Origin of the sequence: Anabaena sp. UHCC 0253 (assembly GCF_009712085.1) — a bacterium.
Lineage (GTDB): Bacteria > Cyanobacteriota > Cyanobacteriia > Cyanobacteriales > Nostocaceae > Dolichospermum.
The window spans coordinates 141,934-166,522 of sequence record NZ_VILD01000008.1 but is presented as its reverse complement, the minus strand read 5'-3'; the positions used below and the strand labels follow the sequence as shown (position 1 = coordinate 166,522).

General features: G+C 38.4%; 24 protein-coding genes and 1 pseudogene. 13 read left to right on the top strand and 12 right to left on the bottom strand.

Annotated elements, in window-relative coordinates; all coding sequences use genetic code 11:
* Positions 1–46: 46 nt before the first annotated feature.
* Positions 47–1,900: a serine/threonine protein kinase gene (locus FJR38_RS20810; protein WP_168539159.1), complete on the bottom strand. Its 1,854-nt coding sequence runs from the start codon at positions 1,898–1,900 to the stop codon at positions 47–49.
* A gap of 166 nt (positions 1,901–2,066) precedes the next feature.
* Between FJR38_RS20810 and FJR38_RS20805 the strand changes: the two genes are divergently transcribed.
* From FJR38_RS20805 to FJR38_RS20795, 3 genes are all read left to right on the top strand, one after another.
* Positions 2,067–2,555: a hypothetical protein gene (locus FJR38_RS20805; protein ID WP_168491898.1), complete on the top strand. Its 489-nt coding sequence runs from the start codon at positions 2,067–2,069 to the stop codon at positions 2,553–2,555.
* Between the two features lie 64 nt (positions 2,556–2,619).
* Positions 2,620–4,188, top strand: coding sequence for a metallophosphoesterase (locus tag FJR38_RS20800; RefSeq protein ID WP_168539157.1), 1,569 nt, complete (start codon positions 2,620–2,622; stop codon positions 4,186–4,188).
* On the top strand, positions 4,152–4,925 hold the full coding sequence (locus tag FJR38_RS20795; protein WP_168539155.1) for a class I SAM-dependent methyltransferase: 774 nt from the start codon (positions 4,152–4,154) through the stop codon (positions 4,923–4,925). The genes FJR38_RS20800 and FJR38_RS20795 overlap by 37 nt, the downstream gene beginning before the upstream one ends.
* Before the next feature lie 33 nt (positions 4,926–4,958).
* On the opposite strand, the gene FJR38_RS20790 is transcribed toward FJR38_RS20795, so the two are convergent.
* Positions 4,959–5,237, bottom strand: a complete 279-nt coding sequence (locus tag FJR38_RS20790; protein WP_168491903.1) for a hypothetical protein — start codon at positions 5,235–5,237, stop codon at positions 4,959–4,961.
* 8 nt (positions 5,238–5,245) lie between these two features.
* Complete coding sequence (locus tag FJR38_RS20785) at positions 5,246–5,689, bottom strand: VOC family protein (RefSeq protein WP_168491905.1); 444 nt, start codon at positions 5,687–5,689, stop codon at positions 5,246–5,248.
* A 45-nt stretch (positions 5,690–5,734) separates the two neighbouring features.
* Between FJR38_RS20785 and FJR38_RS20780 the strand changes: the two genes are divergently transcribed.
* Complete coding sequence (locus FJR38_RS20780; protein ID WP_168539153.1) at positions 5,735–5,875, top strand: DUF29 family protein; 141 nt, start codon at positions 5,735–5,737, stop codon at positions 5,873–5,875.
* A 101-nt stretch (positions 5,876–5,976) separates the two neighbouring features.
* On the opposite strand, the gene FJR38_RS20775 is transcribed toward FJR38_RS20780, so the two are convergent.
* The gene (locus FJR38_RS20775) at positions 5,977–8,007 is read right to left on the bottom strand and encodes an elongation factor G (RefSeq protein ID WP_168539151.1); all 2,031 of its coding nucleotides are present in this window, start codon (positions 8,005–8,007) and stop codon (positions 5,977–5,979) included.
* Positions 8,008–8,283: 276 nt separating this feature from the next.
* Between FJR38_RS20775 and FJR38_RS20770 the strand changes: the two genes are divergently transcribed.
* Positions 8,284–9,192 (top strand): lipopolysaccharide assembly protein LapB, encoded by a 909-nt coding sequence (locus FJR38_RS20770; protein ID WP_168539149.1) that lies wholly within the window; start codon positions 8,284–8,286, stop codon positions 9,190–9,192.
* A gap of 208 nt (positions 9,193–9,400) precedes the next feature.
* Positions 9,401–9,634 (top strand): DUF1198 domain-containing protein, encoded by a 234-nt coding sequence (locus FJR38_RS20765; RefSeq protein WP_168491909.1) that lies wholly within the window; start codon positions 9,401–9,403, stop codon positions 9,632–9,634.
* Between the two features lie 53 nt (positions 9,635–9,687).
* On the opposite strand, the gene rpoD is transcribed toward FJR38_RS20765, so the two are convergent.
* The 3 genes from rpoD to gyrB form a co-directional block, all read right to left on the bottom strand.
* A complete protein-coding gene (rpoD, locus tag FJR38_RS20760; RefSeq protein WP_168491911.1) occupies positions 9,688–10,863 on the bottom strand; it encodes an RNA polymerase sigma factor RpoD in 1,176 nt (391 codons plus the stop codon).
* Positions 10,864–10,984: 121 nt separating this feature from the next.
* Positions 10,985–11,179, bottom strand: coding sequence for a hypothetical protein (locus FJR38_RS20755; protein ID WP_168491913.1), 195 nt, complete (start codon positions 11,177–11,179; stop codon positions 10,985–10,987).
* 839 nt (positions 11,180–12,018) lie between these two features.
* On the bottom strand, positions 12,019–15,261 hold the full coding sequence (gene gyrB, locus FJR38_RS20750) for a DNA topoisomerase (ATP-hydrolyzing) subunit B (protein WP_168539147.1): 3,243 nt from the start codon (positions 15,259–15,261) through the stop codon (positions 12,019–12,021).
* A 215-nt stretch (positions 15,262–15,476) separates the two neighbouring features.
* On the opposite strand from gyrB, the gene miaA reads away from it, so the two are divergent.
* The 7 genes from miaA to FJR38_RS20720 all read left to right on the top strand — a co-directional run bounded on the left by miaA (position 15,477) and on the right by FJR38_RS20720 (position 20,687).
* Entirely contained in the window at positions 15,477–16,373 is an 897-nt protein-coding gene (miaA, locus tag FJR38_RS20745; RefSeq protein WP_168539145.1) for a tRNA (adenosine(37)-N6)-dimethylallyltransferase MiaA, read from the top strand.
* A gap of 42 nt (positions 16,374–16,415) precedes the next feature.
* Positions 16,416–16,724, top strand: coding sequence for a hypothetical protein (locus FJR38_RS20740; protein ID WP_168491917.1), 309 nt, complete (start codon positions 16,416–16,418; stop codon positions 16,722–16,724).
* A gap of 191 nt (positions 16,725–16,915) precedes the next feature.
* A complete protein-coding gene (locus FJR38_RS20735; protein ID WP_168491919.1) occupies positions 16,916–17,398 on the top strand; it encodes a hypothetical protein in 483 nt (160 codons plus the stop codon).
* Between the two features lie 187 nt (positions 17,399–17,585).
* Positions 17,586–17,828: a hypothetical protein gene (locus FJR38_RS20730; protein ID WP_168491921.1), complete on the top strand. Its 243-nt coding sequence runs from the start codon at positions 17,586–17,588 to the stop codon at positions 17,826–17,828.
* Positions 17,829–18,199: 371 nt separating this feature from the next.
* The gene (iscB, locus tag FJR38_RS20725; protein ID WP_168539143.1) at positions 18,200–19,474 is read left to right on the top strand and encodes an RNA-guided endonuclease IscB; all 1,275 of its coding nucleotides are present in this window, start codon (positions 18,200–18,202) and stop codon (positions 19,472–19,474) included.
* A 115-nt stretch (positions 19,475–19,589) separates the two neighbouring features.
* Positions 19,590–19,715, top strand: a complete 126-nt coding sequence (locus tag FJR38_RS29110) for a hypothetical protein (protein ID WP_256366934.1) — start codon at positions 19,590–19,592, stop codon at positions 19,713–19,715.
* 111 nt (positions 19,716–19,826) lie between these two features.
* Positions 19,827–20,687: an SPFH domain-containing protein gene (locus FJR38_RS20720; protein WP_168539141.1), complete on the top strand. Its 861-nt coding sequence runs from the start codon at positions 19,827–19,829 to the stop codon at positions 20,685–20,687.
* A gap of 3 nt (positions 20,688–20,690) precedes the next feature.
* Here FJR38_RS20720 and folP read toward each other — a convergent pair whose 3' ends face one another.
* The 5 genes and pseudogenes from folP to FJR38_RS28710 all read right to left on the bottom strand — a co-directional run.
* Positions 20,691–21,536: a dihydropteroate synthase gene (folP, locus tag FJR38_RS20715; protein WP_168539139.1), complete on the bottom strand. Its 846-nt coding sequence runs from the start codon at positions 21,534–21,536 to the stop codon at positions 20,691–20,693.
* A gap of 85 nt (positions 21,537–21,621) precedes the next feature.
* Positions 21,622–22,347, bottom strand: a complete 726-nt coding sequence (gene tpiA, locus FJR38_RS20710) for a triose-phosphate isomerase (RefSeq protein ID WP_168492135.1) — start codon at positions 22,345–22,347, stop codon at positions 21,622–21,624.
* A 172-nt stretch (positions 22,348–22,519) separates the two neighbouring features.
* The gene (locus FJR38_RS20705) at positions 22,520–22,945 is read right to left on the bottom strand and encodes an HNH endonuclease signature motif containing protein (RefSeq protein WP_168539137.1); all 426 of its coding nucleotides are present in this window, start codon (positions 22,943–22,945) and stop codon (positions 22,520–22,522) included.
* Positions 22,946–22,960: 15 nt separating this feature from the next.
* Positions 22,961–23,356, bottom strand: coding sequence for a hypothetical protein (locus FJR38_RS20700; RefSeq protein WP_168491930.1), 396 nt, complete (start codon positions 23,354–23,356; stop codon positions 22,961–22,963).
* A gap of 578 nt (positions 23,357–23,934) precedes the next feature.
* Positions 23,935–24,589: pseudogene (locus FJR38_RS28710) on the bottom strand (NAD(P)/FAD-dependent oxidoreductase); the annotation flags it as partial.

The window sequence follows — 24,589 nt, the reverse complement described above, 5'->3', positions numbered from 1 at the left end:
GAATGCTTCGCCCTTACACCGAATGCTTCTCACCTAGTAACCCTATTTAAACCCCATTTTTCGGTGTTTCTGATGGAGTTGTTTGATCTTGATTTACAGGTTGATTTTCCTTGGGTAATGCCTGTTTAGAAACATTATCAGCAGCTTGCTTAAACATTGGCTCTAACTTATCGCGCCAGTATTTAATATTAGGTAGCTTTTCTGGATGATCTCGATAAGCTAAAACCTCATCCCATTGACCATTATCAATGGCTTTATTAATATCCTTAGCTAACGCTTCTGCTTTTGCCCAATCACTCTGCCATTGATTAACAATATCAACTGTTTCTTTAACACTAGAAACAGCATTTCCCGAAGTTGATTTCAGCAGAGAAATTGCTCCTTGTATATCTCCTGACTCAAATTTTTGTCTAGCTTTTGCCACTGTTTTCGCCTTATCTTCAGTAGGTTGTAAAGATGCTTGAGGCGTGGGAATTACACTAGGTTTAATTGGCACGGAAGGAACTGGACGGGATGCAATTAAAGGACTATCATCTACAGTTTGAATAGCTAAACCCTTATCTCGACGGCATTCAATCCAGGTTTGATTATTAGAAATAATATCAGAATGCGCCCAAGCCAAGCGTCCAGATAAAAGTTTCACCTCCACCCAGCCTCGCTTTGTTCGCTTACCCGTCACCTCAAATTCATCTGCTGCACCCAAAGTTTTTAAAATATTATCAGAATTGATAGCACTGGGTTCAGAACGGATATTAGAATTAGCCGCAACCATAGCCAAACATTTATTGGTTGATTTAGTATTTCCCCCAGTCCAATTAGCAGTTAAATTCTGAAAATTGGGATATATATTTGTAAATAAAGCCGCTACACCACCTGCTAATAATATGCCAATTAATAAAGGTAAAGGATCGGGTTTATTAAAATCTTGGGGAATAGATGGTTGAGGATCAGGTTGAGAACGAACATGATTAGCGGGAGAAACCGCCATTGTTTTCTGTGTAAATTTTGAAGATGGACTTTGAGGAGATTGATAAATAATTTGAGGAGATGCAGGGATTTGAGAAAATTCCGGGCTGATATTTACCAACTCCCGACAAGTTTGTAATGCTTCCGTTGCTGTTTGATAACGTTCTTTGAAATGGTAGCGGACCATTTTCGTTAAGACTGCTGCCAACCCAGGATGAATAGGAATTAAATGCTGCCAGTTAATTTCCCCTGTATCTGGGTCTTCTTGCAATTGACTAGCGGGAATTCCCGTTAATGCCTGAATAGCAATGATTCCTAACGCATAAATATCACTATTGGGTCTAGGTTTACCTTGTCCTTGTTCTGTAGGCATATAGCCAGGCGTACCAATGGCTACTGTAGCTGTTTGTTGTCCTCTGACTGTCACTAGAGGAGAACGTAATTGTTTAACAGCACCAAAGTCTACTAAAACTAATTTATAATCAGCAGCACGGCGAATGATATTATCTGGCTTGATGTCGCGGTGAATCACACCTTCTTGGTGAACAAACTCTAAAATACTCAAAATGTCCAGCAACATTTGCATGACTTGAGTTTGACTCCAAGGCTGTCCGGGGATGAGTTCTTCATTGAGAGTATGTCCATCAATAAATTCTTGGACTAAAAAGAATTCTTGATTTTCGTCAAAATAAGCTAAAAGTCTGGGTATTTGGTCATGGTTACTCAATTTTTCTAAAGTCTCTGCTTCACTGTGGAATAGTCTTTTGGCAGTGGCAAAGATGTTAGAGTCAGAATTAGCTGGTTTGAGGTGCTTAACTACGCAAATGGGATTGCCTGGCCGTCTGGTATCTTGGGCAATATAGGTTTGACCAAATCCCCCCGTCGCCAAGATGCGAATGACTTGGTAGCGATGATCTAGTAATTTTCCTATCATAAATTTCCCTCTCCAGCTTTACAGCCTAATTTTGCCGATAGTAGTAAATATCTCCAAATTTCCCTTTCTGAAATCAGGTATCTTGAGAAAAGATTTAAAGTAAAAGTATAGTTCTTTCATCAAAACTAATTGTTAATTGTGCTTTCAGTATCCCTATTTACTAGCAATGCCACCTAAGATCACTAATTCTACCTCATGGCAACAAGCTGAAATCTTGATGCAACCTGCTTTTATTCGCGTAATTGATAATATTCGCAAGCACCTTGATATATCTAATTGGAAAGGTACTTACCAAGATGTGTTGACTTGGCCTGCTAACACGACTGATGAAACAAAAGCTTTAGTCACTCAGTTGGTGCAGGAAATTGAAACAGCAACACCGACACAAGCAGAGGAAATTAGAAAAACTCTTGCTAGTTTGCCAATACCCCATCCAGGATATCACTTACTTTTACAAAGTCAACAGCAACAAGTCAGTGTAGATTTATGGGATTTGTGTTATCAAGTATGTTTTTTGAATTATAGTCCAGAAAGTGTAGCAGTTGATATTGATACTAGCTTAATTGATGAATATGGGGATGTAGATTGGCAACACTTAGAAAATAAAACTCAGGAATTGGTGAAACAGGTGTTCGCTAATTTACCAGTAACTTGAGTTTAAGTTCAAACTATGAGGATTCTATAGTTAGAATCAGCTTAGACGTTAGCTTATTTTTGCCATGAAATTCATTTCTGAACCGACGATTCTGGTCAAAATTGAAAAGATGAAACAACGGGTGCGATGGAAGCATTCGAGTATTTTACAGCAGGGAATTGATCAGACCTGCATGGTGATAGATGATGGTAGGCAAGAAATTCCAGAATTTTCGTTTATGGTTATGGGTGATACTGGGACTAAATCCTATCCTGGACATCATCCCCAACGCGAAGTTGCCAAAATGATGTTAAATCATGGTGATGATTCTCGTTTCGTGCTACACACGGGTGATGTGATTTATATGGTGGGTTCACGTGAATATTACCCAAGCAATTTTATTGAACCTTATCGGGAATTTCTAGTTGGTGGCGATCGCCCAGAAGATATTGCTTATAATCAAATGGTGTTTAAGTTGCCGATTTTGCCAGTGTTGGGTAATCATGATTACTATGATGTACCTTTACTCTATCGGTTGCTAACTGGTTCAACTTTGCCTTTGCGGCGGATGTTACGTTACAAAGATATTGAAATTGGTTGGCATGGATCTAATCAAGGTGATGCTTATGCTAGAGCTTTTTTGGATTATTTAGCGGAAATTTCTCCAGCCGACTTAGAAAATCATTTAAATCAATATTATACCGCCAGAACTGATACAGATCGGTGTTTGCGCTATCAACCAGGAAATTTTACTCGTTTACCTAATCGCTATTATAATTTTCGTTACGGTGGTATTGACTTTTTTGCCCTAGATTCTAATACTTTCAATACACCTGCACCTTTACCTAATAATCAAGCTGGGGACAATTTTCGTCAGGAATTGACAAAACGTCGTCAGGAAATTGACGCAGAAGAATTACAGATGCTGGCGGAGTTTGACAAGCTAAATCCAGACAACCCTGATGAAGCGGAACTATTAGCTGAACTTGTGGCTAAATTAGACCAAATTAATGAAGTTAAAATTGATATTGAAAAGCAATTAGAATCTCATACTGATACTAACGTTGATTTTGAACAGTTAGCATGGTTAAGAGATAGATTAATTGCATCTTGGCAGAATCCAGCAGTGCGAGGACGGATAATCTTTTGCCATCATCCACCTTATGTTACAGAAGGAAGTAAATGGAATCAAGGACAAACTTTAGCTGTGCGTCATCGTTTGCGGGGAGTTTTAGATGAAGTTGCGAAAACTTTGGGTAATATTACTCAGAATCGCCCCCTAGTAGATGTAGTATTTAGCGGACACGCTCATTGCTTAGAACACCTGCGGACAGTGGATACAGGACACGCAGATGCTCATATTAATTATATTATTTCTGGTGGTAGTGGCCATCGTCCACGTCGCCAAAGACCGCAGGGGGGAGAACTGCTAGAAACCTTTAGTAGTAATATTGGTGTTTCCATTCGCAAAGTTGCAGATTCGCTGTTGTATGTAGGGCGTAGTGGTAGCGGTTTTGAGAAAAGAAAACCTTATTCTTGTGTGCGAATGGATGTGAAGGGAGGTTTTCCTGCTAAGTTTATAATGACACCACTTGTTACAGAGTTAGTTGAGGGAAAATGGTGCGATCGCTCTTTAAAACCTTTTATAATCTAATTTTCATCATCGTAGTAAGTTTGGGAATATTCATCCTGAACCCCAATCTCTCCACAGCAGATACTTCTCCCACTTCCCCCTATCAACAGCAAGAACATCCCAGTCCTGATGGTATTGGTAAATATTATATGGGAAGAGAAATTGCTAGATTTATGGGGTATACAGGGGCGGGTTGGTTAGAAAGACCTAAACGTGAAACACAGGAAAAACCCAATGAAGTTATTGGTCTCCTCAATTTAAAACCTAATAATGTCGTAGCAGATATTGGTGCTGGTACAGGTTATTTTACTTTTCGGATTGCTTCCTTAGTACCCCAGGGTAAGGTATTAGCGGTGGATATTCAAACACAAATGTTAGAAATAATTGGGTATATTAAACAAGACCTAAATATTACTAATGTTGAACCAGTATTAGCAATTCCTAATAATCCTAATCTCCCAGAAGAAAGCATAGATTTAGCATTAATGGTAGATGCTTATCATGAGTTTGAATATCCCCAAGAAATGATGAAAGGAATTATTAAAGCTTTAAAACCTGGTGGTAGAGTAGTGTTAGTAGAATATCGGGGCGAAAATCCCTTTATTCCTATTCAAAGATTACACAAAATGACTCAAAAGCAAGTTACTCAAGAAATGCAAACAGTGGGTTTAGTGTGGCGAGGAACTGAAGAAGTATTACCAAGTCAACATTATATGGTATTTGAAAAACCGCAGATTAAATCAGATGTCAAATCATAAATTTATCTGATTCTGCGGTCATTAGCCATAACCCTATGCTTGAGGGATCAAACAGGTGGTTTTATTAACATTATCCCAAACAATCCAGTTGAGACTATTGTCTAAACCTTCAGCTTGATTGGTAACTTTAAAATAGAACTTGTCACCGTTTTTAAACTGCACCGCAAAATCAGCATTTTGGGCAAAAACTACTATAAAACCTCTATCCCGTAAGCAATACATCGCCCAATTTTTCAAAGATTGTTTATGGGGTTCGTGGGGAATTGGTGGGTTAGTAATTACGTCTGCAATAGCTTTTAATATTTTTTCCATCTTCGCATTTAATGAGGATCACAACGAATTTCAATCATAAACCCATCGGGGTCATAAAAGTACACCCCTCTACCAGTCGGACGACTCACAGGACCGTGTGCAATGACTAGATTATTTTCCTGAATTACTGTCAATGCTTGGTCAAATAATTCTGGATCAATATCAAACGCCAAATGATATGCTCTGGTAAAGGATTTACTCGGATCTGAATCTGGTGGTGATAATTCTGGTTCTCCAAATAAATCAATTATTGTACCGTCAGGAGTAACAAAATTAGCGACTTTGCCAGTATTGACAAGTTCTATTAATGTTGCGGGTACTTCTTCTCCTGTAAGTTCATGTAATCCTAAAATATGACCGTAAAAACGGCGAGATGCTGCCATATCGGCGACATTAAAAGCAATATGATGGACTTTGCGTAAATATCCAGTGGGAATAGTATTATTAGCCATTTTTGATAATTGGGAATTTTTTCATATACTGTAACCCATCATAAGATGACCTTTAGCAAAGGTTATCAAGATGCGAGAAAACAAGCTTCCGTAGAAACAGAATTATCACTTGAGACTTTTCCTGTAGATTCTCCCTCTACTACAGAAGAAAGTTTAAATCAAGATTATTTACCAGAACAATATTGATCTTTCTTCATCTTCTTTCTTTGCGCCTTTGCGTAAGGCAAAAACGGAAGATAGAACCTTCCTAATAGCATTCCCAGTCTCTGACTGGGAACGAGGTTAGATTATTTACCGTTACCACCATTAATGATTAGAATGCGTTCAGCCAGCTTTTCCGGTACTTCTTGCAGATGATCTTGTTCCCAATGGAAAGAACCAACACCCAAAGTGAGCGATCGCAATTCTACAATAAAATTCTGCATTTCTGCTTGGGGTAAATAGGCAGAAACATGATCCCAACCTTGCCAATCATGTCTACCTTCATAGCCTAAAATCTGCCCCCGTCTACCAGTCAACAGTTGCAAAACCTTAGAAGTAAACTCACTGGGATTAGTCACATCTACCTTTAAAATTGGTTCTAATAACGTAGGTTGTGCTAGAGTTACTCCCGTCTGCATAGCTAAACGTGCAGCTTGTTTAAAAGCCTGTTCGGAACTATCAACGCTGTGGTAAGAACCATTGGTTAATGTCACCCCTACATCTACCATTGGGAAGCCTAAAGGACCATGTGTGAGAAATTCCCGCACTCCCATTTCTACCCCAGGAATATATTGTCTAGGAACGACACCACCAACAATCTTTTCATTAAAATTGAAACCTTCACCTCTTGGTAGAGGATTAATATCTAAATAAACATCTCCAAATTGTCCATGTCCACCACTTTGATGTTTATAACGTCCATGAACTGAGTTTACAGATTTGCGAATGGTTTCTTTATAAGGAACTTGAGGAAGACGAGTAGACATTGGTAAATTATATTTGCGGCGTAATCTATCTAACGCAACTTGCAAATGTATTTCCCCTTGTCCCCAAAGAATCACTTCCTGAGTATCTCTATGTTGTTCCCAAGCTAAAGAAGGATCTTCCTCTAATAATTTAGTAATAGCACTGCTAAGTTTGACTTCATCATTGCGTTTTTCTGGTGTAATGGCTAATGCAAAAACTGGTTTTAATTGTTCTGCTTTTGGTAATGTTGTTACCTGGGAATTTGGAGAAATCGTATCTCCTGTTTTAATGTTTTCTAACCGACTAATAGCGACAATTTCGCCAGCCACAGCTTGATTAATTTGCTGTTGTTGTTGTCCCATTAAACGATAAAGACCACCAGCACGAATACCATTCAAAACAATACCATCAGTTAATGTTCCTTGCCATACTCGCACGAGGGAAAGTTTTCCACCTTGGGGAGTGTAGAAGGTTTTGAGAACTTGCGCTATGGGAACATCATTAATTGTTTCTAAACGCCTTGCCATTGTCATTCCTGGATCTGGCGCTTCCCGTAACATTGCTTCTAATAAAGGTCTAACACCATAATCTTGTTCTGCAACTCCAAAGAAAACAGGTACTACTAAATCTGCACCTAATTCTAATTTTAAATCTTTGATAATTTCTTCTTGAGGTGGTTCGATATCTTCTAAAAGTTCTTCGAGTAAATGATCGTCAAAATCTGCCAAAGCTTCTAACATTTCTGCTCTGGCTATATGTTCTTCTACTTTTAATTCTTCTGGAAAAGGGATAGAATCAGCAGGTGCGCCGACATGATATTGATAGGCTTTTTCACTTACCATATCAATAAATCCTGTGAGTTGTTCCCCTTGCATGATAGGGTATTGGTGGGCGACGAGGGGACGGCTAGAAACTGCTTTCAGGGCGTTTAATGTTTCTAAAACATGAATATTTGCCCTATCCATTTTATTCACAAAAACGATATGGGGAATTTCCCAATCGTCTAAAAATTTAAATAGGGGTGCTAAGGTGAGAACTCTGTCGCGCATGGGTTCACAAACGACAATTGCGGCATCAACTCCCATTAAAGCATTGTATGTCTCTTGGGCAAATTCTACTGAACCGGGACAATCAATAAAATTGAAGTGAATATCATGATAATCTGTATGTGCGGTATTTACTTCTATGCTCATTCGTCGGTCGCGTGCTTCGTTGGCGCTATCTCCGACTGTGTTACCATCTTTGATGTTACCTTTACGAGAAATCGCTTCGGTGACAAATAATAAGCTTTCTAGCAATGTGGTTTTTCCACTTAAATAAGGTCCGACAATTGCTACATTCCGCGAACCGGATTTTACTTTTTCGTTCATAAATCCTCCTTTACGGTGATTCCCTCAACCGCGTTCTGTATATTTTCAGGAGTAATTCATTTTTTGTTCAGGAGAATTATTCCTGGTTCAATTTTTTATTATCCTACTTTTAATCTCGGTTATAAAAAATTGTAGCTTGTTGTAATAATCTATTTGAAGAAGTGTTAATTATCACTAAATTTGATACTCAATATCAAATATTTGTAAAATATTTCGTAAATTCTCGACCTTTTTATTTATTTATCGTCAGAAAAGATGTGATTTGGTGGAAAATCAATGCAATTATCATTAATTAAATATCCTGTCTTGGGGATAATCAGTTTGTTTTTATTAGGTGTGAATATCAAACCAGTATTTTCTACTTCTCACCCTAATGTCATGCTGGCACAATCTACAAGCCAAGCAGCTATCAACTATTTAAATCAAGGGTTACAGGCGATTCAATCGGGAAGGTTAGAAGATGCAATAACTGCTTTTCGTCAAGCTATTAAACTAGATCCTCAATTAGCAGCAGCACATTACAATTTAGGTTTAGCACTACGACAATCGGGAAAGTTACAACTTGCGGCGGATGCTTTTTATCAAGCGACTCAAGCTGATTCTCAATTTGCTTTAGCTTTTGCAAATTTAGGTGGGGCGTTATTAGAAGGAAATAATTTAAAATTGGCGAAAGATTATTTAAATCAGGCTTTGCAATTAAATCCAAATTTAGGTTTTGCTCATTATAACATGGGGTTAGTTAGGCAGCAGGAAAAAAATTGGAAAGAGGCGATCGCTTCTTTTCAAAAAGCCAGAACCTATAGTCAAAATGCGCCAGAACCTTCTTATCATTTAGGTATATCTTATTTACAACAAGGTAAAATTGATGAAGCAAAGGTAGCTTTTAATCAAGCAATTAAAATTAATCCCAAATATGCAGAAGCACACTATAATATTGGTTCGATTTTGTTTAATCAAGGTAAATTAAACGAGGCTTTGTCTGCTTTTAGAAAATCAGCCGCAGCTAATGCTAATTATGCTAATTCCTATTATGGGGCTGGTTTAGTTTTTATGCAGTTAAAGCAATACAAGGAAGCTGTCCAAGTTTTCCAATATGCTAGAGATTTATATAATATTCAAAGTAATTTACAGTGGGTGAAAAATTCCCAACAGTTATTACAACAAGCACAAAAATTGAATAAGTAGAAAAGTTCTGCCGAAATATCTCTAGTCAGAATATAGTATTTTCTCAGCTTTTAGACAGATGAATAACTCTCAGGGAATAAGTAGAAATTAATTATAACTTTTCTTAGTCTAATGAGGTACAAATTTATCTGCGTTCATCTGTGGTTAATTCTTCTCATTGTACCTCGCTTGCATGGGAATTGCTATCAACAACTAACGGAGTAGAAACATGAGTAAAACTAAAACTCAAGAACCCATTAGCAATTTAGAGTATGATTTTATCAGTGTCCTGCACAATAAAGCCGTAGCTGTTCAAGCTTATGAAAATTATATCAAAGATGCAAAGGACGCTAATTCTCAACCTTGTGTAGAACTTTTCCAAAAATTACGTCAGTCAGAAATTGAACAAGCACACGAAATTCGCCATCACCTGCAAGAGGTGATGCAGCAAGGAAAGATGTAGTGAATGCTAGGGGCAGGTTTAAAAGGTTAATGATTTAAACCCGCCCCCAACATTTACCGAATATACTCTTTCAGTACGCTGTTCCGATTGGGGTGGCGTAATTTACGGAGTGCTTTCGCTTCGATTTGACGAATGCGTTCGCGGGTGACGTTGAAAATCTGGCCGATTTCTTCGAGGGTTTTCATGCGGCCATCGTCTAAACCATAGCGTAGTCTCAAAACGTCCCTTTCACGGGGGCTAAGACTATCTAGGACTTTTTCTAGGTCTTCCCGTAGTAAGTTCTTAGAAACTTGATCTTCTGGTGTTTCTCCATCAGATTCAATAAAATCACCTAGACGGGAATCTTCTTCTTTACCAATAGGTGTTTCTAAGGAAATTGGTAATTGGGCTGATTTAGCAATAAATCGCAGTTTCTCGATGGTCATTTCCATGCGAGTAGCAATTTCTTCCTCTGTGGGTTTGCGCCCCATTTCTTGGGATAGGAGTTTTGTAGTTTTCTTAATCCGGGAAATGGTTTCGTAAAGATGAACTGGGAGGCGAATTGTGCGGGATTGATCAGCGATCGCTCTAGTAATTGCTTGACGTATCCACCATGTAGCGTAGGTAGAAAACTTATAGCCTTTTTCGTGATCGAATTTTTCAGCAGCACGAATCAAACCAAGACTACCTTCTTGAATCAAGTCTTGGAAAGACAAGCCACGATTCATGTATTTTTTAGCAATTGAAACTACAAGCCGTAGGTTCGACTGTACCATTTTGTCTTTCGCTCTGCGGCCAACGTGCAGACGATAACGAAAGGTTGGTAATGGTAATGAAACTTCTGCTGCCCATTCGCTGTCTCTAGGATCGCGTTCTAGGCGTTCACAAAGCCTTTCCCGCACTCGTTCTAGTTCTAGTAAATCGGCAATTTTTCGCGCTAGTTCAATTTCTTCGTCTGCACGTAACAAACGAATCCGCCCAATTTCTTGCAGGTACAAACGAATAGAATCTTCGGTGTAGTGCTTTTTCTTGGTTTGTGTCCGACGACGCGATTTAGCGGCTTTTCCAGACTTTGCGTCGTCCTCATCAGACTGAGGCTCTAAAAAATCATCAATTTCGCCATCATCTGTCAGCAATAAGTCCTCTTCTTCTTCTTCTATTAAGAGTTCTTCTAATTCGATCTCCGGCGGATTTATCATTTCTAGGTCAGGCTGATAAATATTATCGAGTACGTTGTTAGCCTGGTTCATGCCGCGTTCCTCATGCTCCTTGCAGAATCAGTTACTCAAGACATTTTGATTACTTTTGGCCAAAAGTAATCTATAAACCGAAAATCGGGTTTTGGCTGATCACCCTAAAATATTTTCGGTGCTATTTTGCCTGTTTAAGGCAGGCTTGTTTACTTTTGTAATAGTCATACCGGGAAATGCTGCATTTTAACTTTTGATTGACTGAATCTATAAAACTAGATTCATGTTCTGCAAAAAGTTTAATCATGCGGACATAATTTGGATGACGTTTGACAGATTTAACTGTAAATACTGTTCCGATTGTAGCCTGTTTCACAAAAATTGCACTCTTTTTGTGCATTATTTATGAATTCATGCAGTCATACAAAGCCACCTTTATCAAAAAGATATTAAAAATGGTGATAACACCATTAAATCTTGTCGAAAACTTGTTGGTTTGGCAGTGGCATTCTCATTAAATTGAAAGGTAGGCACACTTGCTGCTTTATAAAACTTATACAAATTGTTCACAACTGAAAATATAGTGTCTATGTACTGCTTTAACTAAACCCGACGGCGGGTTGTGGTTTGTAAGCATTCGTGCTGGTTAAACCAACTCTACATATTCACTATTAGCTGGTTCGCTGTGCTTGTTTCCAGGCACTAACCCTTGTCTATGCTATACCAATAATCTGAACTAGGGAGTTAAGATTGTGGATATTTTAGTGGGCTGGTGAATGAATTAAGATTTCACCTTATTCACACATTAGCGCAGAGTTGAGATTTCTACCCTGTGCAACTTGACAAACTGTTCTTATTGTATACAACGATATTTTAATCAGTTGATAAATAATATTGTTGCTAGAGTTGCTGAGAAAGATTTTTAAGTGAATCTATCTATGTCAGCTACATATTCCCACACTGGGTGTTTTCAGAAATTTGCTGTCATCGGGTATAAAAAATTTGGTTATACTTAGTAAATTTTCTTGGTTTTGGAGATCATATTTAGTTACGCTATCTCAGCATAGCAAATGCTTTGCTTCTTTGTGAGGAAAATTTATGATTTTTGGTGAAAAAGTAATAGGTGACAGGTGACAGGTGACAGGTGACAGGTTACAGGTGACAGATAAGAATTTTACCCATTACCAATTACCCATCACCAATTACCAATTACCCTTAGATATCTAAATCTGTGAGATTGAGTTTAGAACCGTAGGTTTCAATGAATTCCCGTCTAGGTGCGACGCGATCGCCCATAAGTATGGTAAAGATGCGATCTGCTTCGGCTGCGTCTTCAATTTCCACTCGTTTGAGGGTACGGGTTTCTGGGTTCATGGTGGTTGTCCACAGTTGTTCGGGCATCATTTCTCCCAAACCTTTAAAACGCTGAATGGTATAGTTAGCATTACTGGGAAGAGTACCTAGATGCTGTTGCAATTCCCGTTCGCTATAACAATACTGATAATTTTTTCCCCGTTCTACTTTGTAGAGTGGAGGACAAGCAATATAGATGAAACCTTGTTCAATCAGCGCCCGTTGATAACGATAGAAGAAAGTTAATAACAAGGTGCGGATGTGCGCCCCATCTACGTCAGCATCAGTCATTAACACTACATGATGATATCGTAATTGGGCGGCGTTGAATTCTTCACCTTTGACACCTAAACCAAGGGCGGTAATTAACGATTGAATTTCGTTATTTTTGTAGATTTTGGCATCATCGGTTTTTTCGATGTTGAGGATCTTACCACGCAGAGGGAGAATTGCCTGGGTGCGGCGATCGCGTCCTTGCTTGGCGCTGTTATGAACAAAAACACCACTAGCTAAAGCGAAGTTATGTGTTTGGGGAACTTCGATATCGTAAACATCTACCTGTTCGGTTAAACGTTCAATACTCACAATGCGGTGGTTGTAATTAGCAACAGCTTCATAAGCTAACGCTGGATTACCATCAAAGTAACGTTGACAAAAACTATCGAACCGTAATAAAGACTTATCTTTTGTCTGTTGACGGTATGTATTATAAGCTTCTAAATCAAGCTTACCTTGCTCAACTTCAATCTGTTTGAGGACAGTAATAGTTTTGCGATAGTAGGTTTGCTGCAAAGTTGCATGACGTTGGGCGCGAAATTCAGGTGTCCATTGCTGCTGTGTTTTTTCTCGCCGCCATGCTAATAAAGCTTCATTTTCCCATTGTTCCTTAGCCAAAAGTGATTGAGTTTCACGGGCTTGGGGATTATTAGCAAAATGGGCGCTAACTCTTTGAGATTGGGCTAAACGGTTGGCTTCATCACTCCAATAGTCTTGCTGTGCTTGATTGAGGCGTTCATGGTTTTCCTGACGATAAGTTTCGTTATTGTCATAAAACTCCCTCCATTTGCCCAGCATATAGCTTTGATAAGCTTCATCTTGCCATTGTTCCTTAGCTTGTGCTGACAAAATCTGCCGCGTTTCAGGCTGCTGCATTCTTTGACTCATCTTGGCACGAAATTCTTTACCTTGACGAGTTTTCCGGCTCTTTTCAATTGCATCTTGACGATGTAATGTTTTTTCAATATGAGCGCGATGCAAAGCTAAGTGTGATTCAACCGATAAACGCTGTAAATTCGTGGGGTTGTCATTGCGCTTGTTGAAATCAAGATGATGGCAATGTTCTCCGTCTGTTAGCTGATAAACACCTAAAGAACGGTTATACCAATCCGCTAAGGTATGAGTGAACAACCAAGAATCAGAACGTGGATTCCAAACCATTTCATAACCATCAATGGTAATTCCCGGATTGCTGATATCAGATATTTGCCGATATAGAGGCATAAGGGAATCATCAGGGGTTAATAATGCAGCTTGCTTGTAGCTGCCATCACGTAACATGAAGCGATGATCTGGGGTGCAAACAATTGTTTCATCATTATCTAATGTCACCTTGATGACTTCAGCATTGGCTTTAGTCATGCGGGGATTAATAATCCGTTCTACCCCAATAGTGCCATTATTGCGAATAGTGTAGCAAAAATGCTCTTTTCCTAACACTTGTTCAGCGACGATTTCTTTAAAACTAAGCGATCGCCCATCAGCTAATGCTACTAGTGTATCACCATGAAAACAACCACCCGCTGAATCGCCTTCTACGATGTATATTTCCGATTCAGCAGGATCACGGGAACTGCAATCTGCTAATTTACCAGGGAGAGGAGAAGACTCTAATACAGATTTCCGACGTACTAATTCCCGTGCATGACGGGCAGCTTCAGCGGCTTTAAAGGCTTGAATAGCTTTATCGAGAATTGAATCAGCTACACCAGGATGAAAGTCTAAATACTCGGTGAGAACTTCACCCACAAAAGAATCTACGATACCGCGAACTTCTGTATTTCCCAGTTTAGTTTTAGTTTGTCCTTCAAATTCCGGATCTGGGACTTTGACAGAAATTACAGCGGTTAAACCTTCCCGAACGTGTTCACCACTGAGGTTAGATTCACCTTCTTTAATTTTATTCCGTTTGCGAGCGATCGCATTTAATGTCCGAGTTAAAACTGCTTTTAAACCTTCTAGGTGTGTACCACCATCAATAGTCCGAATATTATTAGCAAAACCTAGAACATTATCTGTGTAAGCATCAGTACACCACTGCAAGGAAACTTCTACCTGGACGTTATTACGTTCCCCCTGCACATAGATAATTTCTTCATGGAGAGGTTGCTTCTCACGATTCATGTAGGCGATATACTCTTTAATACCACCCTTGTACTCGTAAGTTTCTATTCTCGGTGTGTCGCTTTTGAGAATTTCTAAACGATGATCCGTGAAAATAATTCTGACACCTGCATTCAGATACGCCAACTCGCGTAAGCGTCCTGATAAAGTAATGTAATCAAATTCTATGCTCGTGGTAAAAATTTGTGTATCTGGTTTAAAGGTAATAGAAGTACCAGTTCTATCTTCTTTGTAAGGTTTCGCTACCAATTCCGTAACGGGGAAACTCCGTTCATATCGCTGGGTATGTACCTTGTGATCTCGCCAAACCGTAACTTCTACAAACTCAGACAGGGCGTTAACAACAGAAATTCCTACCCCGTGTAAACCACCGGAAACTTTGTAGCCACCACCACCAAACTTACCACCAGCGTGGAGAACAGTTAACACTGTTTCTAAAGCCGATTTCCCAGTTTTTGGGTGAATATCGGTAGGAATACCCCGACCATCATCTGTTACGGTGACAGAACCATCAGCATTGATATCTACTTCAACATGGGTACAATGACCCGCCAAAGCTTCATCAACAGAGTTGTCCACTACCTCGTAAACTAAATGGTGAAGTCCTCGCGGACCTGTAGTACCAATGTACATCCCTGGTCGTTTGCGGACGGCTTCCAGACCTTCCAGAACTTGAATCTGATCGGCACTGTAACTGCTCGTCATGAAAATTCTCCTGATGCTTGGGGTTAAAATCGCCAAAAGGCGAAAAAAGTCAAATCACCCCAACATTATAACATAAAAGCCTTCCTGCCGTCTGTAGCGCAATTTGATGATAAATTTTCATAGGGGTTGTAACCCTTTATCAATTAAGAATTAAAACGGTGAATTCTACATTTTTAATTTTTAATTTTTAATTTTTAATTGGAGAGAAGCGACTAATGACTAAATTAATTGTAATTTCTGGAGCGACGGCGACGGGTAAATCCGGTTTGGCTTTGAGTTTAGCAAAGAAGTTGGGTGCTGTAATTCTCAGTGCCGATTCCCGTCAAGTATACCGTGAATTTGATCTTGGTACAGCTAAACCAACGTTGGCAGAACAAAAATTAGTACCACATCATCTAATTGATATTTGTGAACCGACTCAGACTATGACAGTAGCAGATTACCAGGAGCAAGCACAAGCTTTAATTAATAGTTTGAAAGTTGAGCCTCTGTTTTTAGTTGGTGGTACTGGTTTATATATCCGTTCTATTGTGCAAGGGATGAAGATTCCGAGAGTATCACCACAACCGGAATTGCGATCGCAACTCGAATCTTTAGGTCAAAATCAACTTTACCCGATGTTGCAACAAGTTGATCCAGTCGCCGCCCAAAAAATTCACCCTAACGATTTGGTGCGGACTTTAAGAGCTTTAGAAGTATATTATGTCACGGGATGTCCGATTTCTGAACAACAGGGAGAGAACCCACCTCCGTATCCGATTCTGCACTTATATTTAGATTGTGATGCGGAACGTTTAGATGTCAGAATTTGTAGGCGAACTGAACAAATGATTGCAGATGGTTTAGTTGGTGAAGTTGAATATTTGTGTCAGAAATATGGTGCTGATTTAACTTTATTAAACACTTTAGGATATCAAGAAATAAAGCAATATCTAGCTGGAGATATTTCTTTAGATGAAGCTAAAGAGTTAATTGTTTTACACACAAGACAATTTGCTAAACGTCAACGGACTTGGTTTAGATCCTGTTTGAAAATTGAATTGTTTGATGCTAATAGTTTAACTTTATCAGAACAAGTATCCCAACGAATTCAGAGATTTCTCAGTTCCTAATCAATTCTTGAACATTATTGCGTATCTATTTATAAAGTTATAATGAAGTTAATTTTAAGTAATTCACTATTGCCTAAATTAGGATTATTATATTATGATACTGGTGTTAATATTGGCATTTGGACAATATATGTAATATGGACAGCAACTCTATATACAGGTTCTATCAAAACAGCATTCAGGAATTCCCCCCGTCAAAAGATAAATTCTGTAAGACTGGCGGATTTAGCAATACCCGAATCCGGTAATATAAATGGGTTAAATAGCATTACTGCGTTTTTAATAAGCGTAGTGTTCACAAACAGTGATGGATCTGTAGCTAGTAAATCAACCATTAAAAGTTCTCAATAAGCTTGTGTAATCTGCTTTTTTAATTATTAATTTTTAATTTCGCTCTCGTATATTAGCTCCTCCAGCAATATCCCCAACTGATTAATTATCAAGAGCTTAAATTTTTATTCAAAAGGTAGATTCATAACCTAATTTTTAAGTTCTTATCTTGCTTGTAAAAACACTAACTTTCTTAGTTGTCAGACATTCTTATGAAAAAAACAAGACGGAATGATCCAAACTTTAAAAGACTTATCAGTCAAATTTCACCAGAGATATTAGCCACTTTAACAGATGAACAAATAGAAGCCATTTATAGAGGTTTTTGTGAGCGTAGTCAGGCTAATCATTTTATAAATTGGCGAATTTCATTTCCTATTCCTGGACTAAAATTATATCTAGTATTATTAGCCGGTGAAGAACGACGTTCACAAGTGCGCTTACGTCAAGAAAAAAGTTTATATCCTATTCTTACACCGATCAATATCTTATTCTTGAGCGGTTTTTTAGGTGTTATCTTTTCTTCTATATTCACAGTATTATTTTTTGTATTACCTGCAATTAATATCCCATCAACCTATACTCCTCACACCACGTCAATTCCTTGGATTGATGATGAACATGAATGCCAAAAAACTGGTAGAATATGGAATAATAATAAGTGTTGGGATGATGAACACAGTCCTGACTTTTAAGTAGTGTGTTATAATGACCTAATAATATCAGTTGCTATTTAGGGAAATTCTCTGCATCAGGTGGTTATCGAGTTTCGACTCCGCTCAACTACCGCGAAGTCGAGATAATGTCCAGGATTAAGACTAAGATTTTTTGACCGATTACCAATTACCAGCTTTAACTAGATAAGTAGCAACTTGGATTAATATGTCTGATCCAGATTTAAATCAAAACTCATTGAAGACAGATCCTGTAATCAAAAAGTTTTTAGCTCAGATTCCACCGCAAATAGCCAGCACTTTTACAGATGATCAATTAACAGAACTAAAACGTATATTTGGTAAGCGTGTTAATAATCCCAATCAAGTTAATATCAGGATATCAATTCCATTTTTCAAGAAAAGCTTTTATTTCGTTTTACTAATAGGTAAAGATAAGCGAGCTAAATAGCACAGAAGACATTAAATTTTGTAACATATTTTTTACCCGATTATCAATAATTTATTTAGTTAAAAATCCGGTGAGAAGATATTTTCCCGTTAAATTAGTAATTAGTAAATACCGAGAGGGAGTCAGTAACTCAGGGCTAAAGCCACTGAGCTTGTAAGAGTAATCAAGCAAGCTGTACTGACCAGACCACCCTGAGCGTAGTCTTATGGTAGCCGTTATTTGAGTCAAGACACCGGAGAATGCGACGCTAGTTTTCCGCTCTGTCGTTTGTAATTAAACAGTTTTAAAGTCACTGAAACAGTGTTACAAGCCTAACAAACTCAGATAACAAGGTCGAAGCGAACATTACCTGAGAAATCAGAGAGGCAGAAATGTCAAATTACGCATTAGTTATCGACACAAACAAACAACCTTTAAGCCCTTGTCATCCCTCGGTAGCAAGGAAATTATTGGATTCTGGAAAAGCTGCTGTATTTAGGATGTACCCCTTTACTATCATCTTAAACAAGTCATGCTCAGATGTTGTTAACCAAGCGATAGAACTCAAAATAGACCCTGGTTCAAAAACTACGGGCATAGCATTGGTTCAAGGAGAGAAAATCATTTTTGGCGCAGAACTTTCTTATCGAGGAAGTGCAATTAAAGCGTCCCTAGAATCCCGTCGTTCACTTCGCAGGGGGAGACGAAACCGCCATACTCGCTATCGTCAAGCCAGATTTTTGAATAGAACCCGGACAAAAAATTGGTTAGCTCCAAGTTTGCAGCATCGTGTTGAGACTACCTTAACTTGGGTCAACAAACTCATTAAGTTTGCTCCGCTCACAAGGATATCTCAAGAGCTTGTCAGGTTTGACTTGCAACAAATAGACAATCCAGAAATATCAGGTATTGAATATCAGCAAGGCACTTTGTTCGGGTACGAAGTCCGTGAGTATCTACTTGAGAAATGGAAGAGAAAATGTGCTTACTGTGGGATTGAGAATGTTCCCTTGCAAGTTGAGCATATTCATCCTAAAGCCAGAGGTGGCACTAATCGGATTTCTAATCTTTGTCTTGCTTGCGAGAAGTGCAATATCAAAAAAGGCACTCAGGATGTTGAGAAATTCCTGGCTAAGAAACCGGATCTTCTCAAATGTATTCTGGCACAAGCAAAACGACCTTTAAAAGATGCGGCGGCTGTGAACTCTACCCGTTGGGCATTGTTTAGCCGACTCAAAGAAACTGGTTTACCTGTTTCCACTGGTTCTGGTGGTCAAACTAAGTTCAACCGAACCAAATTCAACTTTCCTAAAACTCATTGGCTAGATGCCGCTTGTGTTGGGCAAATTGGAGAATTAGAAATTTTCACAAACAAGCCTTTGCTAATCAAAGCAACAGGGCATGGGACTCGTCAAATGTGTCGAACTGACAAGTTTGGTTTTCCATCTCGATATGTACCTAGAATTAAATTTGTTAAAGGTTTTCAGACAGGTGATATTGTGAAAGCAATTGTTACTACTGGCAAGAAAATCGGTAAATATATTGGTCGTGTTGCAGTTAGAGCAACAGGTTCTTTCAATATTTCCGCATCAAAATTAGTTCAGGGTATTAGTTATAAATGCTGCAAAATTGTTCACCGCAAAGATGGCTACAATTACGCATTTTAGAATTGACAGGGATTAAAATCCCTTGAGCCGCTTCCCTCTCAGCCCTAAAGGGACTGAGTTTCTCGCTTCCCACGAGGTTTTATGAATTACATAGGTTGTTTCCTGACTTCCACCAATGAATTTAATTTTATCTAACTACTTAAGTGGAGCGATCGCCTATAATATGAGCGCAGGTTTATCATTTTATGGAAAAACTCCTCAATGTCAGCTTTGTTGTGGAAAGAAAAAGCCCAAGAAGTGATTCTCGGTATCACCACTCTCCACGACAGCAGGGTTAGGAGTGTCATAGCTAATATACGCATAATTATAACCCTGACAATCAATTCAACCTAAAGCTACAAGAGGAGAATATATGGACCCAATCATTTTAATCATAATTCTAGCCCTAGTCGGTTATGGTTTGGCATCTGTAAAGATGGTAAATCAAGGAAATGTTGCTTTAGTGGAACGGTTGGGGCGGTATCATTGCAAACTTAACCCTGGTCCTCACATGATTATTCCCATCATTGATCAGATAGTGATGGAGGATACAACTAGAGAGCAGCTTTTAGATATTAAACCGCAAAATGTGATTACTAAAGACGGAATTTACTTAGAAGTTGATGCAATTCTTTATTGGCGCATTAAAGATATCGAAAAAAGCTTTTATGCTATTGATGACTTACAACAGGGGCTGACAAACTTAGCGACAACTAACCTCCGGGAAAATATTGCCCAGAACTCCTTGGAGGATACTAATATGTCTAGAGACGAGATGGATCGAAGCATATTAAGCGCATTAACTCCCATTGCAGCTACTTGGGGAATTGAAATTATCCGTTTAGATATTCAAAGCATCACCCCACCAGAAACTGTCCGCAAGTCAATGGAAGAGCAACAAAATGCCCAAATTAAAAAGAAAGCAGCCATAGAAGCAGCGGAAGGGGAACGACAAGCGGCAGTTAAACGGGCGGAAGGAACTAAAACATCCATAGAAATAATTTCTGAAGCCTTGCGTATCCATCCTGAAAGTAAGGATATTCTCCGGTATCTTGTTGCTCAAGATTACGTAGATGCTAGTCAAAAACTGGGTGCAAGCAATAATGCCAAAATCGTATTTGTAGATCCTGCTAACTCAACTGAAATGTTCCAGGAATTGATTGCTGATCCAGTACAAGAAAATCATGGTAAAAACCCTGCTAACGGTAATGGGAATGGCAATGGAGTTAATTAATAATTACGAATTACGAAAAATGGCATCTGCGACTAGAGTCACTTCTTGCATTTCTTGAACGTCGTGAACTCGGAGAATATCTGCACCATTAAAAATGGCTGCACAACAGGCCGCTGCTGTTCCCCAAACCCGGGCTTTTGGATCTGGTTGGTTGAGAATATTACCGATAAAACTTTTGCGGGATGCTCCCACCAAAATAGGGGAATTGAGGTTTTTGAGCGATCGCAAGCGGCGAAAAATTTCTAAATTTTGCTGATGATTTTTAGCAAAACCAATACCAGGATCAATAATTATTTTATTTTCATCAATTCCCGCAGCGATCGCATTTGTAATTTGCTGCGATAAAAAATTATAAATATCAGAAATTAAATTTTCATAATCAGTCAGTTTTTGCATAGTTTGGGGATTACCCCGGATGTGCATTAACACAATAGGCACATTTAAACTAGCAACTGTTGTCAACATTTCCGCGTCAAATGTACCCCCAGAAATATCATTTACTATATCTGCTCCAGCAGCTATAGCAGCTTTAGCTACTTGCGATCTAGTTGTATCCACTGAAATAGGCACATCAATAATTGGACGTAGCAACTCCAAAACAGATAGCACCCGCTCAAGTTCAACTTCTAGGGATATTTGCTCTGCTCCTGGCCGAGTAGATTGTCCACCAATATCAATGATGTCAGCACCAGCCGCAACCATTGTTTTTGCCTGGTTTAAAGCGGCTGATGTAGTGTTAAATTTGCCACCATCACTAAAACTATCAGGGGTAACATTTAAAATCCCCATAATATAAGTTCGCTTTCCCCAAATAAAACAGCGTTCCCTGATGGTTAAGTTATTAGACATATAGATAATCCAAATTGATAATTAATAATTGATAATTGTCAATTGTCAATTGTTAATTGTCAATTATCCTAATCCCCAATCCCCATTATTGATAATTGACAATTCTGGCAAAACTATCAGCTTCTAGACTAGCTCCTCCAACAAGAGCGCCGTCAATTTCTGGTTGTGCCATAATTTCATCAATATTATTCGGTTTGACTGAACCGCCATATTGGATAGGAACTAGGGGATTAGTTAATTGACTGCGAATTAAGCCAATTACCCGATTTGCTTCTTTGGTTTCACAGGTATCACCAGTACCAATAGCCCAAATTGGTTCATAAGCAATGATCAAGCTGGTTTGATCGATGTCTACTAAGTCTTTTTCTAACTGGGTGCTAATGATGGATTCTGTTTCCCCTGCATCTCGTTGTTGTTTGGTTTCCCCAACACAGAGAATAGGTGTGAGTCCATGCTTTTGGGCGGCTTTGAGACGGAGATTTACAGTTGCGTCTGTTTCTCCGAAGAATTGCCGTCTTTCGCTGTGTCCAATAATGACATAACGTACACCAATTTCCGTAAGCATAGAAGCAGAAATTTCGCCCGTATATGCTCCATTCTCTTCCCAGTGGACGTTTTGTGCGCCTAAATTTACACGACTACCATGTAAGGATTTAGACAGCAAGCTTAAATCGGTGAAGGGAGGAAACAGTACCACTTCTCGTTGTGAGGGGGTTTCCTCCAGGTGAGGCAAAAATCCGCTTAAAAAGTCTGCGGATTCTGCCTGGGTTTTAAACATTTTCCAGTTACCAGCAATAACGATTTTCCGCACAGGTGATTTAATCAAAATTTTAATGCTACTAGATGCACTTTTTACTGTACTACTTTTTAGAACTATTCATAAAGCAGAATTCACGGAGTCACCGAAACAGTAGTCAGTAGTAACACAGCCTGAGTGTTTGTCTTTTAACTTAGATGCTGTATAAGTTATTGTTTACATACTATCAATCAAGCGGAGGATGCCAACCACTAATTACCCAACGCTTTCGAGCAACAAGAATTACTGAATTATTCATCCGGAGCTTAACTATTGTGACTCTACCAATAGCATTTACACTTTCTACTCTTGTACCATCAGCACTCCATCCAAAATGCTCAGACCATTTTTGTTTACGAGGGTTAAAAAGTTGTATAGTTTCACCACTCAAAGGATCTATAGATTCAATTACATCACTTTTGAATTCATTGCATGAACGACAAGCTAAACAAAGATTTTCAAAAGTTGTTTCTCCACCCTTAGAAACTGGGTGAATATGATCATAAGTCATAGGAATACCGCTATTTTCCTCAGATGTTAAGCAATAGCAGCAACGTGATTTATCGCTATCTATAATTTTTTGTCTTAAACTTTCAGAAATATATGTAGACACAATAAATTAAGAATTTTATAGCCGATATCCTCGCCAATTAAGTAATACTGCTGCTTGGGCTTTACGTAACATAAATAAATCAGTATCATGTCGAAGTGACATTAACTCTAATCGTTCTACTTCCGTAAGTATACCCCTAGAGTTATGATCAAGCAGGATGTTATATCTGTCCATATCATCTGCTGTTTTCCGACTATTGGCAATTTGCCAAAGAGTATTATCATCTAGCTTATCTAATGCTGCAATTTCAGCTTGAAATTCCTCTGGTACATCATCCCATGCTGGTGGACTACCAACTTGTAAAGCATGAAGCATTACTTCTTGTAAGGGACGTTGAGTAGCATTAGCAGTATTAACTAATCGCTGATAGATAATTTCTGGGATTTGGAGAGTTACTGTTTCAGTGGGCATATTTTACTCCCATTGTAATTTACATTAATAAAACTATTAATATTTTAAGTATATCCTTTTCTATTAACTTTAGATTTATCAAGGTTTTATTTCCCGATTTTCGTCATTCCTGGGTTCTTTAAAATACTTAATAAAAGTATTATCTCATTTTTTAGCATATATCTGTTTTATATATTGAATTTCTGATCTTAAACCATTCGCATGAATCAAACCTACATAACCGTAATAATATTATACACTTAGTTTTCTAAATAAACAATATTTGGATAAAAAACAATTTATTTTAGTTAATCCTCTCATTAAGGACTTACATACTTTACAAATTAATTATTTGATGTTTTCCCAAAAATAGGTTGTTTCATATTTTTAGGACTTACGCAAGATTGAAGTCAAAACCTGATTCTTGCGTAGGGGTAATTCATGAATTACCCCTACTTCCTGTTTTGCGTAAGTCCTAATTTTAATCAATGATTATATTGATCGTAAAAAGTAAGAGTTTAGCACTGCTAAACCCTTACGAAAAATGTGGCTTTTGGATAATTTATACTTCGGTTTTTTGTTAATGGGTAAGTTCTACCCTAATTAATCCCAAATACAGAACCAACTGTAGACTTAATAGAGTTTCCAGCATCCTTTAAAGCCTGACTAAAGGGTTGCTTATTCTGCAAGAATACCCTCGCACAATTGCGTCCTGGCATACCCGAAATTGAGCCACCTGGATGTGTTCCTGCACCAGTTAAAAAGAGATTATCAATGGGGGTTTTGTAATTGGCTAATTCTGGCAAAGGTCGGAAGAATATCATTTGATCCATCGTCATATCAATATGATAATAATTCCCCTTGTATGCACCTAATCTTTCTCCTAATTCTGCTGGACTTTCTACCCTTCTAGCGATAGTTGCTTTTTTCACATTTGGCGAATAAGTCGCCAATTTATCAACTACTCTATCTGCAACTTTATTTTTCAATTCATCAGTCCAACCCGTCCCTTTTAAACCTGTACCTTCTGCACCAGCAATTTGATAAGGAGCAAAAAATTCAATCCATACAGTATGTTTACCAGGTGGTGCTAAACTGGGGTCAAGGGCGCTAGGCATGACGACATACATAGATGGGTCAGAATCGGGAATTTCACCTAATGTACATTTACTATGAGCCTGTTCTACATGATTCATAGAATCAGCAATGAGAATTGAACCAATGAGATATTCATCTTTATGATCATGATGAGAA

Coding starts and splice junctions, on each gene's coding strand:
- FJR38_RS29110 (WP_256366934.1), top strand. CDS start 19,590: ATGAATTTAATTTTATCTAACTACTTAAGTGGAGCGATCGCCTATAAT.
- gyrB (WP_168539147.1), bottom strand. CDS start 15,261: ATGACGAGCAGTTACAGTGCCGATCAGATTCAAGTTCTGGAAGGTCTG.
- FJR38_RS20720 (WP_168539141.1), top strand. CDS start 19,827: ATGGACCCAATCATTTTAATCATAATTCTAGCCCTAGTCGGTTATGGT.
- FJR38_RS20800 (WP_168539157.1), top strand. CDS start 2,620: ATGAAATTCATTTCTGAACCGACGATTCTGGTCAAAATTGAAAAGATG.
- FJR38_RS20730 (WP_168491921.1), top strand. CDS start 17,586: ATGTCTGATCCAGATTTAAATCAAAACTCATTGAAGACAGATCCTGTA.
- FJR38_RS20810 (WP_168539159.1), bottom strand. CDS start 1,900: ATGATAGGAAAATTACTAGATCATCGCTACCAAGTCATTCGCATCTTG.
- rpoD (WP_168491911.1), bottom strand. CDS start 10,863: ATGAACCAGGCTAACAACGTACTCGATAATATTTATCAGCCTGACCTA.
- FJR38_RS20805 (WP_168491898.1), top strand. CDS start 2,067: ATGCCACCTAAGATCACTAATTCTACCTCATGGCAACAAGCTGAAATC.
- FJR38_RS20785 (WP_168491905.1), bottom strand. CDS start 5,689: ATGGCTAATAATACTATTCCCACTGGATATTTACGCAAAGTCCATCAT.
- miaA (WP_168539145.1), top strand. CDS start 15,477: ATGACTAAATTAATTGTAATTTCTGGAGCGACGGCGACGGGTAAATCC.
- folP (WP_168539139.1), bottom strand. CDS start 21,536: ATGTCTAATAACTTAACCATCAGGGAACGCTGTTTTATTTGGGGAAAG.
- FJR38_RS20775 (WP_168539151.1), bottom strand. CDS start 8,007: ATGAACGAAAAAGTAAAATCCGGTTCGCGGAATGTAGCAATTGTCGGA.
- FJR38_RS20790 (WP_168491903.1), bottom strand. CDS start 5,237: ATGGAAAAAATATTAAAAGCTATTGCAGACGTAATTACTAACCCACCA.
- FJR38_RS20765 (WP_168491909.1), top strand. CDS start 9,401: ATGAGTAAAACTAAAACTCAAGAACCCATTAGCAATTTAGAGTATGAT.
- FJR38_RS20735 (WP_168491919.1), top strand. CDS start 16,916: ATGAAAAAAACAAGACGGAATGATCCAAACTTTAAAAGACTTATCAGT.
- FJR38_RS20700 (WP_168491930.1), bottom strand. CDS start 23,356: ATGCCCACTGAAACAGTAACTCTCCAAATCCCAGAAATTATCTATCAG.
- FJR38_RS20795 (WP_168539155.1), top strand. CDS start 4,152: ATGGTGCGATCGCTCTTTAAAACCTTTTATAATCTAATTTTCATCATC.
- FJR38_RS20770 (WP_168539149.1), top strand. CDS start 8,284: ATGCAATTATCATTAATTAAATATCCTGTCTTGGGGATAATCAGTTTG.
- iscB (WP_168539143.1), top strand. CDS start 18,200: ATGTCAAATTACGCATTAGTTATCGACACAAACAAACAACCTTTAAGC.
- FJR38_RS20780 (WP_168539153.1), top strand. CDS start 5,735: ATGACCTTTAGCAAAGGTTATCAAGATGCGAGAAAACAAGCTTCCGTA.
- FJR38_RS20740 (WP_168491917.1), top strand. CDS start 16,416: ATGAAGTTAATTTTAAGTAATTCACTATTGCCTAAATTAGGATTATTA.